The organism is Sporosarcina koreensis (assembly GCF_001531445.1).
GTDB lineage: Bacteria > Bacillota > Bacilli > Bacillales_A > Planococcaceae > Sporosarcina > Sporosarcina koreensis_C.
The window spans coordinates 46797-59231 of sequence record NZ_LQYA01000053.1 but is presented as its reverse complement, the minus strand read 5'-3'; the positions used below and the strand labels follow the sequence as shown (position 1 = coordinate 59231).

At 42.7% G+C, this 12435-nt stretch carries 14 protein-coding genes; 5 read left to right on the top strand and 9 right to left on the bottom strand.

Annotation, left to right across the window (positions count from 1 at the left end):
* Window positions 1–165 precede the first annotated feature (165 nt).
* Together AWV70_RS08770 and AWV70_RS08765 are read right to left on the bottom strand one after the other, a co-directional pair.
* A complete protein-coding gene (locus AWV70_RS08770) occupies window positions 166–957 on the bottom strand; it encodes an HAD family hydrolase (protein ID WP_060206220.1) in 792 nt (263 codons plus the stop codon).
* A gap of 67 nt (window positions 958–1024) precedes the next feature.
* Entirely contained in the window at window positions 1025–3073 is a 2049-nt protein-coding gene (locus AWV70_RS08765) for a catalase (protein ID WP_235588590.1), read from the bottom strand.
* A 140-nt stretch (window positions 3074–3213) separates the two neighbouring features.
* Here AWV70_RS08765 and thpR point away from each other — a divergent pair, with 140 nt between their 5' ends.
* Window positions 3214–3768 carry an RNA 2',3'-cyclic phosphodiesterase gene (gene thpR / locus AWV70_RS08760; RefSeq protein WP_060206215.1) on the top strand — a complete coding sequence of 185 codons (555 nt, stop codon included), beginning with the start codon at window positions 3214–3216 and terminating at the stop codon, window positions 3766–3768.
* Window positions 3769–3780: 12 nt separating this feature from the next.
* Here the strand turns inward: thpR and corA are convergent, their stop codons facing one another.
* On the bottom strand, window positions 3781–4743 hold the full coding sequence (corA, locus tag AWV70_RS08755) for a magnesium/cobalt transporter CorA (RefSeq protein WP_060206213.1): 963 nt from the start codon (window positions 4741–4743) through the stop codon (window positions 3781–3783).
* Between the two features lie 197 nt (window positions 4744–4940).
* Window positions 4941–5540, bottom strand: a complete 600-nt coding sequence (locus AWV70_RS08750) for a cupin domain-containing protein (protein ID WP_060206211.1) — start codon at window positions 5538–5540, stop codon at window positions 4941–4943.
* 174 nt (window positions 5541–5714) lie between these two features.
* Here AWV70_RS08750 and AWV70_RS08745 point away from each other — a divergent pair, with 174 nt between their 5' ends.
* From AWV70_RS08745 to AWV70_RS08735, 3 genes are all read left to right on the top strand, one after another.
* The gene (locus AWV70_RS08745) at window positions 5715–6020 is read left to right on the top strand and encodes a DUF3243 domain-containing protein (protein ID WP_060206209.1); all 306 of its coding nucleotides are present in this window, start codon (window positions 5715–5717) and stop codon (window positions 6018–6020) included.
* Window positions 6021–6141: 121 nt separating this feature from the next.
* Complete coding sequence (locus tag AWV70_RS08740; protein WP_060206208.1) at window positions 6142–6846, top strand: DUF421 domain-containing protein; 705 nt, start codon at window positions 6142–6144, stop codon at window positions 6844–6846.
* A gap of 66 nt (window positions 6847–6912) precedes the next feature.
* The gene (locus tag AWV70_RS08735; RefSeq protein WP_060206206.1) at window positions 6913–7098 is read left to right on the top strand and encodes an H-type small acid-soluble spore protein; all 186 of its coding nucleotides are present in this window, start codon (window positions 6913–6915) and stop codon (window positions 7096–7098) included.
* Window positions 7099–7193: 95 nt separating this feature from the next.
* On the opposite strand, the gene AWV70_RS08730 is transcribed toward AWV70_RS08735, so the two are convergent.
* From AWV70_RS08730 to AWV70_RS08720, 3 genes are all read right to left on the bottom strand, one after another.
* Window positions 7194–7928: a sulfite exporter TauE/SafE family protein gene (locus tag AWV70_RS08730; RefSeq protein WP_060206204.1), complete on the bottom strand. Its 735-nt coding sequence runs from the start codon at window positions 7926–7928 to the stop codon at window positions 7194–7196.
* A 96-nt stretch (window positions 7929–8024) separates the two neighbouring features.
* Window positions 8025–8420, bottom strand: coding sequence for a hypothetical protein (locus AWV70_RS08725; RefSeq protein WP_060206203.1), 396 nt, complete (start codon window positions 8418–8420; stop codon window positions 8025–8027).
* A 1-nt stretch (window position 8421) separates the two neighbouring features.
* Entirely contained in the window at window positions 8422–8883 is a 462-nt protein-coding gene (locus AWV70_RS08720; protein ID WP_060206201.1) for a GNAT family N-acetyltransferase, read from the bottom strand.
* Window positions 8884–9012: 129 nt separating this feature from the next.
* Between AWV70_RS08720 and AWV70_RS08715 the strand changes: the two genes are divergently transcribed.
* Window positions 9013–10467, top strand: coding sequence for an alanine/glycine:cation symporter family protein (locus tag AWV70_RS08715; protein WP_060206199.1), 1455 nt, complete (start codon window positions 9013–9015; stop codon window positions 10465–10467).
* A 268-nt stretch (window positions 10468–10735) separates the two neighbouring features.
* On the opposite strand, the gene AWV70_RS08710 is transcribed toward AWV70_RS08715, so the two are convergent.
* Window positions 10736–11599 (bottom strand): RNA polymerase sigma-70 factor, encoded by an 864-nt coding sequence (locus AWV70_RS08710; RefSeq protein WP_060206194.1) that lies wholly within the window; start codon window positions 11597–11599, stop codon window positions 10736–10738.
* A gap of 5 nt (window positions 11600–11604) precedes the next feature.
* Window positions 11605–12435 (bottom strand): FAD-dependent oxidoreductase (locus tag AWV70_RS24420; RefSeq protein ID WP_235588589.1); only part of this gene is annotated, 831 nt, incomplete at its 5' end.

Genomic DNA, 12435 nt, shown 5'->3' with positions numbered 1-12435 from the left:
TGACGTTGGAGGCGTGAATGGACCTTGAATGCTAAAGAACGGGGCCTTGTTGCGAAAGAATGGACATTGAACGAGGAAGAATGGGCCCTTGTTCAAAAGAATGGACATTGAACTCGATTAATGGAGCCCTTGCAAGTTAAAAGGGTGAGTCCCACCAATGGCGACTCACCCTTTTATCTTGTCCAAAATCGGAAACAGCTCCTCGAGATGGCTTATTTCATAAGTTGGTTGGATGTCCGGATTCCCTGATTTCTCTTCACGGTTAATCCACACGGAACGCATTCCGACCTTTGATGATCCCAAAATATCTGTCAGTAAATTGTCGCCCACCATCAGCGCTTCGTCTACGGAACTTCCGGTTTCCTCTAATACATGCTCGAAAATGGAAGGATCCGGCTTTCCTATTCCAAAAGCGCCCGAAATGATAATTCGATCGAAATAAGGTGCGATCTCCGGAGTGATCTCCAATTTCGTTCGTTGGAGTGACGGAGAACCGTTCGTTAAAAGGACTAGTGTATAATCACCTTTCAACTGATCAAGCACGGAAAATGTTTCGTCGTAAACGAATGGCGCGTTTTTTCGCTCTTCAATAAATCGTGCAGCAAGCTCAGCGCCGAATTCATCGTCTTGTATGCCTAGTTCAGCAAGACCATACTTCCAAGCATTGCGCTGATAATCAGGAATGATTTCCTTCATCCGTTGGAACTGTTCGCTCGGGTCATCGAACATGCCCCAGAGCCCTTCGAATGGGTTGATTCCGATTAGTTGGGTGTGTGCGTATGTATCGTAGGAAGCGTAAAGTTCCCGTGCCGATTGACGGACCGCCGTTTCCAAATCCGCCGATTTCATATTGAATCTTTCAGCGGCAAATTCACATGTCTCACGGAATGCTGTAGCAATGCTCTTCGCATCCCATAAGAGCGTATCGTCCAAATCAAAAATGATTGTGCGGATCATCTGTCATCTCCCCTTTGCCCCATTATACATAAAAAAGGCGCTCCAAAAAGGAGTTGGAGCGTCTTTTTCAATTTGTATAGATATTTCGGTTCCAAAAGCGCTGTTCGGTAATGGCTTGAATGAACGTGCTCGGGAATTCGACTCCGGATTCGGAAGCGATAATAATGCCTGGACCAGGCTTTGCATCAGATTTATTAAAGATGGCTTCTCCGGTCGATGCAACACCGATCGGTTTATAATGTCGATACGCTTCGTTGATGAATTCCCTTATATCACTTTCAAATTTTGCTTGATTCTTCGATTTCCCACCAACGATGTATAACGAATCGAAAAGGACCGGCGAAGTTGTAAGAAATGTTTCATTCAACATAACTTTCACACCATCGGCTCCTGTAAGGCTACCTAAATGCTCGCCAACAATATCGACGGCAACGCCTTGGTTCAATAATGCTTTGACGACCGCTTTCACTTCTTTGCCATTGAACCCGCTGCCGATCAGCACGCCAACTTTGAGCGTGTTCGGATATTTCGGTGTCGTGGATTGGCTTAGTGCAGGAGACGAAGCTGTTACGTCAACTTGCTGGCCTTCAGGACGGTTGACACCTACTGCATCCGCTATCGCTATTGCCAATCCCCTATCGACATTGACAAACATATCGACAACTTGCTGCCTAACACTGGCTGACTGCACTTTCCCGACTTCAAAAATGAATGCATCGGTAATATGTCTCTTCTCAGGTCCTGTCATGCTGTTCCAAAACAGCCTCGCTTGTGAGAAATGATCATTGAATGATTCACTTCTCGCTTGAATGACACGCCCCTCGACCTTTTCAGCATAATGAACATAGCCCCCCTCTTTCCAAGTAGAGGTGGACGGTGTATTATTGGCTAGCGAGTTTTTATGGTAAGCTACCTGCCCAACATCGATCCGCTGGCGGCTGAACCCATCTCTTTGATTATTATGGAACGGACAGACTGGGCGATTAATCGGTATTTCTGCAAAATTCGGGCCGCCCAATCGTAACAATTGCGTATCCAAATATGAAAAAAGCCTTCCTTGCAGCAGCGGATCGTTCGTAAAGTCGATGCCTGGCACGACGTTCCCGATATGGAATGCGACTTGCTCCGTTTCCGCAAAGACATTATCGACATTCCGGTTCAATGTGATTTTGCCGAACATCCGGACTGGAACAATTTCTTCCGGCCAAATCTTTGTTGCATCCAAAATATCGAAGTCAAACATGAACTCGTCATCTTCATCGATCATCTGCACACCAATTTCATATTCGACGACATTTCCGTGCTCGATATTTTCCCATAGGTCCCGTCGATGGAAGTCCGGATCTTTCCCAGCAATCTTCTGCGCTTCATCCCAGACGAGCGAATGGACGCCAAGTAACGGCTTCAAGTGGAATTTGACGAATTTCGCTTTTCCTTCTTCATTGACAAGGCGGAACGTATGCACACCGAACCCTTGCATCATCCTGAAGCTTCTCGGAATCGCCCGATCGGACATGAGCCACATGATCATATGGGCTGTTTCCTGGTTATTCGCGACAAAATCCCAGAACGTATCATGCGCGGAAGCAGCCTGAGGCATTTCGTTATGCGGTTCAGGCTTAATGGCGTGCACGACATCCGGGAATTTGATGGCGTCTTGTATGAAAAAGATAGGAATATTGTTGCCGACGAGATCGAAATTCCCTTCCTCAGTATAAAACTTAATGGCAAAACCACGGACATCCCTTACCGTGTCAGCTGATCCTTTGCTCCCAACAACCGTTGAAAACCGGATGAAAACAGGCGTCTTCGTCCCGGGCTCTTGAAGGAATTTCGCACGAGTAAATTCTTTCATGGATCTATGCAGTTCAAACTCGCCATGTGCTCCAAATCCCCGTGCATGGACGACCCTCTCCGGAATTCGTTCATGGTCGAAATGGGTCAACTTCTCACGTAGATGGAAATCCTCCATCAATGTCGGCCCACGTACACCCGCCTTTAATGAATCTTCATCATTTGACACTTTCAGACCTTGGTTTGTCGTCATTTTCTTTCCAAAATTATTGACGCGGAACTGTTCCAGCTGAGCCTCTTTCCGATTTTGGCTATTCTCCACAAAATCCCCTTCCAATAGTTTTAGATCACCATTACTATCTATATGTCACTTGAGGACATACGGGCACTTTTCCCGATGTTTCACCAACTTGGGATTAGGTTACAATAAGAGACGAGAAATGTATATTGGAGGCGACAAAGATGCAACATCATTATTTCATTGGAATCAAAGCTCCTGCTTCAACCGACCAGCTTGTAACACAATATAGAGAGAAATACGGTTTATCCGACGCCTATAAAGTCATTCCGCATATGGATGATTTGCATATTACCTTGCTGTTCATAGGTGCACTTCCTGAACAGCAAGTCGGACCTTTACAGGAACGTCTAGCCGCACTAGCTGACAATCATCGTCAATTTCAACTCGCAGTCGACGGCCTTTCCTTTTTCGGATCACCGAAAGGTCCACGGGTCGTTTATTTGTCCATTCAGCAATCAAACGAGCTACATGCATTGCAACAATCCATTGCGTCAATCGGAGCTGATCAGTTGGGCGTCGAACAGGATAATCGATTCACTCCTCATATTACTATTGCCAAAAAACGCAAGGTCAATGGAGAGTTTCCTATTCAAAAAGAAACAAACATACCACTTCCATTTCATGTGGATGGATTTTCACTCTTTCGAATCCATCCGGCACAGACGCCAAAATATGCGGCTGTCCACTCCTTTCCATTCAAACAGCCCTCTCCATAAGAGAGGGTCACATTATGTTTTATTGATCCAGAACCAACCTTTATATGCGAACCAACCAACCATTGCAATCCCGATGACTAGCATAATGACAAGGACTGCAGGATAGCTGTAACGCCAATAAAGCTCAGGCATATGATCAAAATTCATCCCATACACACCGGCAATGAACGTCAATGGAATAAAAACGGATGAAATGATTGTAAGTGTCATCATGACACTGTTCATTTGGTTCGAATTGATGGATAGTTGGCTATCCCGAATATCCGAAGTCAGCTGCCGATTGGAGTCGATCATATCACTTAAACGAATGAGGTGATCGTAAATATCAGAGAAATACGTATGCTCATGTGGAATGAAATCTAATCTTTTCGATTCGAGCATTCTGTACAGCAGTTCCCTCATCGGAAAAATCGTCCTCCTCAGGCGTAAGAGATCGCCACGCACTTCAAATACGTACTCCATCGATAGTTGAACGGTAGTCGGGGATAATTTCTCCTCGATCTCGTCCAAATGGTCTTCGATATCATAGAGAATCGGAAAGTATTGATCGACGATTTTGTCCATAATTTCATAAGTGACATGGACATGTCCACGTTCCCATTTCTTCGGATTTCGCATAATTGTTTCTCTCGCTTTATCGATTTCCTGCAATTGTGTGTAATGAAATGTGACGATGAAATTATCACCTAGAAACAGATCCACTTCTTCCGCATTCAAATTTTCCTGGCAGATGGAATGGAGAGCGAAGAATGTATAGCCGTCATAATGATCCAGCTTCGGCCGCTGAAGACGGCTGAAACAATCCTCCAATGCGAGGGGATGAAACGCAAAAAACGAATGAAGCAATGATGCCTCTTCCTCGTCCGGCCGATCAAAATCAACCCAGTACCATTGCAAAGCGAGCTCGGAGATTTCATGTACGGGGAAGTCGTAAATGAATTTATTGTCTGTTGTCAACCCCATTGTCCAAATCACTTTTCCACCTTCTTCATGTTCGAATTGAATTTCCCCTAACCGGAATGCGATGAATACCCTTAACGTATCATAACCATTTTCCCCTCACATACTACATACGATAGAGTAAAACGTAAACATATTATTCAAACTAAAGGCACTCCGAAAATCATGAACAAACGGCTTGGATTATTACCAAGCCGTTTCCCTTTCTTGTATCAGCCAATATACAAATTGCCATGACCGTAACCTTCCTCAGCAGCCAATGCATCTGCTTTCGTCAAATGGACAGTTCCAAATGGATGGTTAGGAGGAGCGTATATCGAGTATAGCCTGAGTGGAATATTCCCGGTGTTAATTAGATTGTGCCATGTTCCAGCGGGCAGCATGATTGCGGAATCATCATAGACACTTCTTTCAAAGTTTAAATTGTCTTTACTCTTGCCCATACGAATAATACCCTGGCCTTGTTCAATACGTAAGAATTGATCAACGTCTGGGTGCATTTCCAAACCGATATCTTCACCGACATTGAGACTCATCAAGGTAACTTGCAATTGATTTCCTGTCCATAAAGCGGTACGGAATGTACTGTTCTGTTTCGTAGCGTCATTAATATTGACGACAAACGGATCCGTGCCATAGTCTCTTAACAATATATTGTAATCACCATCTGAAGAGTGGAGAGAGCCAAATCCATTTCCATACTCCGCCACAACTGGAATAGCCCAATACCCAGACTGCGTTCCATAGTAATACATCGTTACATTCCTGGAATAAGGATTTTGATATTGATACGTATTTGGACCAAAATACATGTAATCAACCCTTTCACAACTTGTCAATTATCCTATGCTTGTTGTATGGGGATTGTACGTAACATGAAGAGAATTCGAAAAGGCTGGAGCAGGATATTTAATGCAAATTTTTCTATGTTTACTTTACTACTAATAAGCGCACCGTATGAGTACAACGACAAAGGAGTGTTTGTTATGGAAATGAAAGATAAAGTGCAAAAGGAACTATCGAAGATCAATGAAGAAGAAAAAGATCAGATTTTAGAGAACTTTAATCGATTCAAACAATACCTCTCCGAAAAAGTGGAGCTGGGCGAAAATATAGGCTTGAGTGATGAAAAGCTTGCGAAAACTACCGAAATAGTTGCGAATTATCTCGCCAATCATGAAGAACCCCGTAATCGTGAAGAAAAGCTTTTAATGGAACTTTGGAAATCCGGCTCTAAAGAAGAGCAACGCGTGCTTTCACATCTACTTTTGGAAATGGTTAGGAAATCATAATTTACAGCGATAATTGCGATAAAGAAGCTACCACTAAAATGGGTGGTAGCCTTTTCCATGAATAGTAGATACCCCTTATTTTTTGAAAGAATCCGGATTGATTTAAGGGATGTGAGCATTGATGGATTTTTTCCATGGGCAAGAAACATTGACAGCAATCCAATGGGTGTTGCGTGCAGTAATCGCTTTTTTCTTTTTATTAATCGCATCAAAGCTGATGGGCGAACGTTCCATTTCACAATTGCGGCTGATCGATTTTACGATCGCCTTGATTGTCGGCAATATTTTAGCGCATCCCCTATCCGATGAAAATCTTGGGCTGAAAGGGTCTTTGATTACGACAACTGTCTTAATCATCCTGTACATTGCTTCCGTTTACGCAACGTTAAAATGGGGAGGTTTGCGGAAATTGATGGAACCTTCTCCTTATCCACTTATCAAGCACGGCGAAATGATTTATCCGAACCTCAAAAAAGCGCGGATTACAATCGATCATTTATTATCAGAACTGCGAAAAGAGAAAATTGAAGATATGCAGAAAGTCGCATTGGCCTTATGGGAACCGGATGGAACCATTTCCTTCTTCCTTTCCCCTCAATATCAAGCTTTGACACCTACGGATATGCAACTCGTTACAAACCCATTTTCCTATCCAACGATCGTTATTAAAGAAGGGAGAGTCGATCAGGAGTCTTTGAAGAATGTAGGGAAGGATATGGATTGGTTGCATCATAAATTCACGCTTTATAATGTGCAAACTACAGACATATTATTGGCGACTGTTGACGATAGCGATAATTTGAAGATCTACCTATATGATGAATGAGTAAGTTTCACGTATTCAACCATAGTAAGAGGGCTGAAGTCTGAATTAGAAATGGAGGGATTTACTTTGGATAGTCAACGAGCACGTCAGATTGTGTCGTCACCGGATGAGATTATGGTAAGTTATAACGGAGTTTCTGTCTGGATCGATAAGGTTCACGAGGATGATCGAACTGCTACTGTTCATTTGCGTCAAGCGATGGAAGAAAGGTCAGAAGTTGCGATTTCGGAATTGAAGGAGCACAGACAATAATGATTGAAGCTGTCCAGAAATTTTCCGGACAGCTTCAATCATTATTGATATTGTATTCAAAGAATAAAAACCTCTACCGGGTTTTCACACGGTTTTTATCCCATATTCTCAACGATAATTTGGACGATCAACATGACTGTCACAACCCGTAGTATCGGTTTCACGTATTTCGGTTTCAGCTTTTCCACAATCCTGACGCCTGTCTGCGCTCCGGTGATTGACCCCAACATGAGCATAAGTGTAAGAGGCCACATGATTTTCCCCGCTGCAATATAAGTGATCGCCGCCCCAAAACAACTTGAAAATGTCGCAAGGCGGACATAACCGACAGCCTTTATATAGGCCACTTTCAAATGCCCAAATAAATACAGCATCAACGTGCCTTGTCCCGGACCGAAAAGTCCATCGTAAATCCCGATTCCATACAATCCGGGCACACTCACTTTGCTGAATTTCAATTTCTCCTGCCCATCGAAATCTCCTTTTCCGATGAACGAAGTAATGAAAGCGAACGATAGAAGAATGATCGCCAAAATATATAAATGGTCTTCTGAAAGCTTAGTCGCAATAAATCCCCCGCTGATCCCGCCTACAAGACTGACAGGAATAATCCAGAAAGATTCACGCAATGAAATCTGTTTATGTTTCAATAGAAATAAGAAGCTTGAAAACGAGCTTACCGTGTTGGAAACTTTATTTGCGCCAATTGCAGAGTGGATTGGCACCCCGAGCAAAAGCATCGCGGGAAGGCTGATCAATCCACCGCCCCCTGCCAATGTACCAATTGTCGTTGCAATCGCACCAATGAAAAAGAGTGAAATAGTTTCCATCTTGAACACCCCCTGTGTATAATTCTATTATACGCATCGGATGCTCATTAGAAAAATCGATTGTTATTATACAAGTTGATAACTATTACTTATCAATCAGAAGCTGATCTCATATTCTTCACCTTCTTCGTTAAAGACCTTCAATGTACCGTTTTTACGTTCAAGGCCGATTAAAATGAAAGGATTGATTTCGTCGCTATCCGCCTCGACTTCTCTTACCGTGACAATTGTTTCATCATCTGATACTTCTACGTCCAATGCTTCCAGTTCGAGCTTGTTCGTGCCGGTTGAAACGACAACCATCTTTTTTCCTTCAGCGATATCAATCATTTTAAAACCTTTCCGATCCGGCTTTTCATCTTGCAAGTAATTGACATATTGCCTGACCCCAGGCTCTTTATCGATTTCTTTCTTATTCCATACCCAATAGTCTTTACCGCAACCACTTAGAATCATCACCATGACAAATAAACCAACGAAAACTTTTTTCAATTCAATTTCCCCCTTCTCCCTTGCTATAGAAACTTTTCTCTAAATTGATTCGATGAACTCCTTCATCGTCAATAAACGTTTCTGTAATGTCAAACCCATGTTTAATATTCAATATCAACATATTTCTCCATTTATTTCTTGTCTTCGTTTCGATTGTTGCATACCTTGCATCCTTAACAAGCTGATGTTGCAGATCCATTAACTTGGATGCAATTCCCTTTCCCCTGTATTGCTCATGAACAGCACCATACCAACTATAATACCGGGCCGCTGACAGACTATAACCAATCTTATAGCCGGTTACTTGATTGTCTTCCTTTGCAACTACAAAAAGGACGTTCGGTCGTAGTGAAGCCTTCTCTACCAATTCATCTGCGTTCTCAAAAATACGATTATGTATTTGCAAAATCCCATCCAACGTTTCTTCATCAGGCATTCCCCAGAAATAGTGAACATTCAACATAGCAACATCCTCCCTTTCCAATAGTATACTATGAATTTAAATTATTCATATCTTTAAATGAGGTAATCAACTTGTCTCTTTCCTCATACAATAGACAAAAGATTCAGACTTAACGAGAGGAGAAAAGAAATGGATCAGATTTTAGAAACGATTGTCGGATGGTTATGGGGACTGCCGCTCATTTTTACGGTATTGTTTGTCGGACTTTACTTTACAATCGGAAGCAAATTCTTTCAGATCAGCTTTTTGCCGCATATTTTCAAAGCGACATTCGGAAGGCTTTTCACGAAAAAGGAAAAGCTCGAAAATGCAAAAGGGATCTTGACGCCATTTCAGGCTGTCAGCACGGCAATTGGAGGCAGTGTGGGTGTCGGTAATATAGGCGGAGTGGCAACGGCCATTGCGGTAGGCGGTCCCGGCGCGGTATTTTGGATGTGGATTACGGCTCTTTTAGGTATGATGACAAAAACAGTTGAAGTGACATTGGCTGTCCATTATCGCGGCACGGATGAAAAAGGCAATCCTTATGGCGGACCGACGTATTATATGGAAAAAGGATTAGGCGAGGAAAAGAAGTTCAAGTATTGGAAAATACCAGCTATCCTTTTTGGATTCGGCATCTTCACTACGTTTTTTATTACCCTCCAAAATTACACAGTTTCGGAGGCCGTCAGCTCAACGTTCAATATCGGCATGATTCCTTCTTCTCTCATTTATGTGACACTCATTTACGTCATCATCTACGGGGGCATTAAGCGAATCGGCGAGATTGCGACCAAGCTTATCCCATTCATGAGTATCTTTTATGTATTGGCTTCCCTGTTTATCATCTTCAAGAATTTCGATCAAATAGGTCCTGTGTTTGCACTTATTTTTGAGAGTGCCTTTACAGGAATGGCCGCTGTCGGTGGCTTTACGGGTGCAGTCATCGCACAAGTGATACGGATGGGGGTTGCACGGGCGGTTTACAGTAATGAAGCCGGTTGGGGAACTTCCCCTATGATCCACTCCACAGCAAAAACAAACCATCCGATCAAGCAAGGAATGTGGGGGGCTATGGAAGTATTCGTCGATACGATCATCGTCTGTTCGATGACTGCATTCACGATCATTATTACTGGCGCTTGGTCGTCAGGATTAGATGGCGCTGCTTTGACGTTATCCGCATTCGAAATCGGAATCGGAGAAACAGGCAGGTACATCATCGCCTTGTCCGTGTTCCTATTCGGCTTGACGACGACGACCGGCTGGTACACGTATTACGAAATCATTTTGCGCCATCTGTTCGGTGGAGAAAAGAAAGTCAAAGTGAAGAACAAGACAATCGCCTTCTATAAATGGCTCTATCCAGTTCCTGGCTTGCTCATGGTCGTCTATGCCGTCTATTATGACATGCCTGGGAAAGCGGTCTGGTATTTCGCGGACATCACAACAGCAATCCCGACATTCATCAACCTTGTCGTCATCATGTTTTTGAGTAAGAAGTTCTTCGAATTGCTGCGCGATTATAAGGCGAGACATTTGAATATCGGAACGATTGATCCAAATTTCAATGTGTTTTATGAGGATAAAGTGAAAAAGTGATTTCAGATGCTTTTGAATGAGAATTTTTCTGTGACAGACGAGAACTCTTTAGGGGAGAACGAGAACTATTCCACGATGAATGAGAACTCTTCTGGGAAGAACGAGAACTTTTTGGGCAGCAATGAGAACTCTTTCCCGATGAACGAGAACTTGTCTGGAAAGAATGAGAACTCCGGGTGAGAAACTGAAAACGGGTGAAGAATAGCGTTTTGCTGTTCTCCACCCGTAATTTTTTCTATAAAATATCCACCTTTTTCACGTGCTTTATTTATTTTTGCAAGTGCTCCAATTTATCCGGGTTGGACACCATAAAAATACGCCAAATTTTATCATTTTTGAACTCTATCGAGACGACATAAGCAACTTTTCCATTAATTGATACGACAACGCCAGGATATCCATTTACAACTTCGAAATCCAGTCTTGCGTTTTCAGGCAGTTTTTTCATAATGCTTGTAAACAATAAGACAATGCGCTCTGATGTATGGATTGGAATTAGCGCGGCTTTTACTTTGCCGCCTCCGTCAGAAATAAACACGGAATCCGCCTTTAATAACTCCAACATTTTAGGAATATTGCCTTTCTGCAACGCCATCGTAAATTGTTCAACGCTGCTTCTCATCGATTGGTAATCCAATGCAGAAGCTTTCGGGCGGTTATCCATGCTTTTTTTAGCTCTATGAAAGATCTGCCTGCAATTGGTAGAGGATTTTTCAATAATAGCTGCAATTTCTTCATAGCTATACTGAAAAACGACCCGCAACAAGTAGACAGCTCGTTCATCCTCAGTTAACTGCTGCAAAAGCAGGAGATAAGCGGTCGAGATTGATTCCTTCATCAAATACGTATGTGCAGGGTCATTTCCTGTATCTACCAATGGTTCCGGCAACCACTCTCCAACATAAACCTCGCGCTTGCTTGCCGCTGATCGCAATTTGTCTATGGAGCTATTCATCACAATTTTACATAAATACGCTTTCTCGTTTTCAATGACTTTTTCACTACTAACACGGTTATAGGTTAGGAACGCCTCATGTACAAGATCTTCTGCATCCGCAACACTTCCCGTCATTCGGTAGGCGATCGAAAATAACAAAGGTTTATACGTCTGATATAAATGTTCAGTCTCCAAAACGATTATCCTTCCTTTGCTAAAACCATTTCGTTTACATGTAAAATTTCTAGCGCTGCACGCTTTCCACTCGCAACTGCCGCATCAGCTAATACTTCTTCATGTCCTGCCCAATCTCCTGCTATAAAGATTCCTTTCATCTCTGGTATGCTTGGGCCAGGATTCCTTTTTCGTTTAACATGTGGAAAATCATACGATACCGTCAGTTTCGGTAAAAATTGTTGCACCACGACTTCTTTTCTCCATCCAGGATGAAGCAAATCCATTACTGATTCTAATTGTTTCTTATCGGCGTTTACATTTAATTCTTCCATTGGATTATGATATTTCGCTATGCTTACTACCGATATCCCGTCTTCACTTAACTTTGCAGCCCTTGATTGGTTCGTGAAAAACAAAGCTTGATCGATTCCTATCGCAAATTGATGTTGTGGATTAGGCAACTTTTTAATTCCGATATCTAAACAGCATGCCGTAACGGGAATTGCTTGTTCATTCCACAAACGTAACGAAGTATGTTCTGCACCATTCAGCATGTTCATTGCCTCTTTTGGAGGGGCTGCAATGATGCAATTTGGAACGTGAATGGTCGTGCCATCTGAGCATTGTATGATTTGGTATTCATCGTGATGTTCAATAGTTGTTACATTTTTATTCGTTACGACTTCAGCACCCCGCGCTTCTGCCTGCGTCTTAAGTTTTTGAACAATTGTTTCCCAACCTCCATCGACGTATAAAACACCAGCATGTAATGAGCGCTTTACCTGTTTCAAAACAGGTTTTGCCAGCTGTAAAGTCGGGGCATTCGTATAGGAAGTCAAACGACAAATCGAGTA

What these genes read in the sequence shown, in the direction of transcription:
- AWV70_RS08770 (WP_060206220.1), bottom strand. Translation starts at nt 957, where the DNA reads ATGATCCGCACAATCATTTTTGATTTGGACGATACGCTCTTATGGGAT.
- thpR (WP_060206215.1), top strand. Translation starts at nt 3,214, where the DNA reads ATGCAACATCATTATTTCATTGGAATCAAAGCTCCTGCTTCAACCGAC.
- AWV70_RS08750 (WP_060206211.1), bottom strand. Translation starts at nt 5,540, where the DNA reads ATGTATTTTGGTCCAAATACGTATCAATATCAAAATCCTTATTCCAGG.
- AWV70_RS08745 (WP_060206209.1), top strand. Translation starts at nt 5,715, where the DNA reads ATGGAAATGAAAGATAAAGTGCAAAAGGAACTATCGAAGATCAATGAA.
- AWV70_RS08740 (WP_060206208.1), top strand. Translation starts at nt 6,142, where the DNA reads ATGGATTTTTTCCATGGGCAAGAAACATTGACAGCAATCCAATGGGTG.
- AWV70_RS08730 (WP_060206204.1), bottom strand. Translation starts at nt 7,928, where the DNA reads ATGGAAACTATTTCACTCTTTTTCATTGGTGCGATTGCAACGACAATT.
- AWV70_RS08720 (WP_060206201.1), bottom strand. Translation starts at nt 8,883, where the DNA reads ATGTTGAATGTTCACTATTTCTGGGGAATGCCTGATGAAGAAACGTTG.
- AWV70_RS08715 (WP_060206199.1), top strand. Translation starts at nt 9,013, where the DNA reads ATGGATCAGATTTTAGAAACGATTGTCGGATGGTTATGGGGACTGCCG.